The 666-nt window shown below is 59.9% G+C and carries 1 pseudogene; it reads right to left on the bottom strand.

What is annotated here, in order from left to right:
* A pseudogene (locus ACOCD2_RS24405) lies at window positions 1-666 on the bottom strand (hypothetical protein); the annotation flags it as partial.

Below are 666 nucleotides of genomic sequence, written 5' to 3'. Positions count from 1 at the left end.
GATATGCACGGCAAAGGCCACCTTGTCCTTATCGCTGATCTCCTTTCCAAAAGCTTCATTCAGGCGCTGAATCAGCTCTTGCAGATAGGTGCGTTCCCGGTCCCTGCCTTCACGCAGATCGCCGCCGATGGGCTTCAGGGGGCCACCTTCTTCCCAGACTTCCCATTTCGTCTGCTGGGGGGTCAGGCGGTAATGGGAAAGCACCAGCCCGGAAAGATCGACCTGTTCGGGCGTCATGCCCTTGAGCCGCTTTCGTAGCAGCCTGGAAAAGGCGGCGAAGGCCTCAATCTGGGGATCGCCAAACTCCACCAGTTGGGCCACGTACTCATAGGTGCGAACGAACTTTCCCAACCCCTGGCTGAACACCAGCAGCTCGTCCCGGGCGCGGGTATGCTCCGAGCGTCGCGCCTCGGCCTTTTCCGCCACTGCCTCGTCGCCTCTCTCACGGGCCATCAGGTATTCCCTCTCGCACACTTCGATGGCGTCGTTGAGCATCTTCATGCGGCCGTTGAAGCGGTCGGTGGCCGCCTGAGTGAGCTGATAGATTTGCTGGTGGGTGACATGGGGATCGGTGATGGCAATGCCGAACTGGCGCACCTCTTCCGCGTCGTAGATGCCCATGTCGTCCAACCGCGCCTTCATGTCATACACCACATTGGGATCCTG

It is taken from the genome of Thiolapillus sp. (assembly GCF_048562965.1).
Taxonomy (GTDB): domain Bacteria; phylum Pseudomonadota; class Gammaproteobacteria; order Chromatiales; family Chromatiaceae; genus Thiolapillus; species Thiolapillus brandeum_A.
This window is presented reverse-complemented; position numbering and strand designations above follow the sequence as displayed.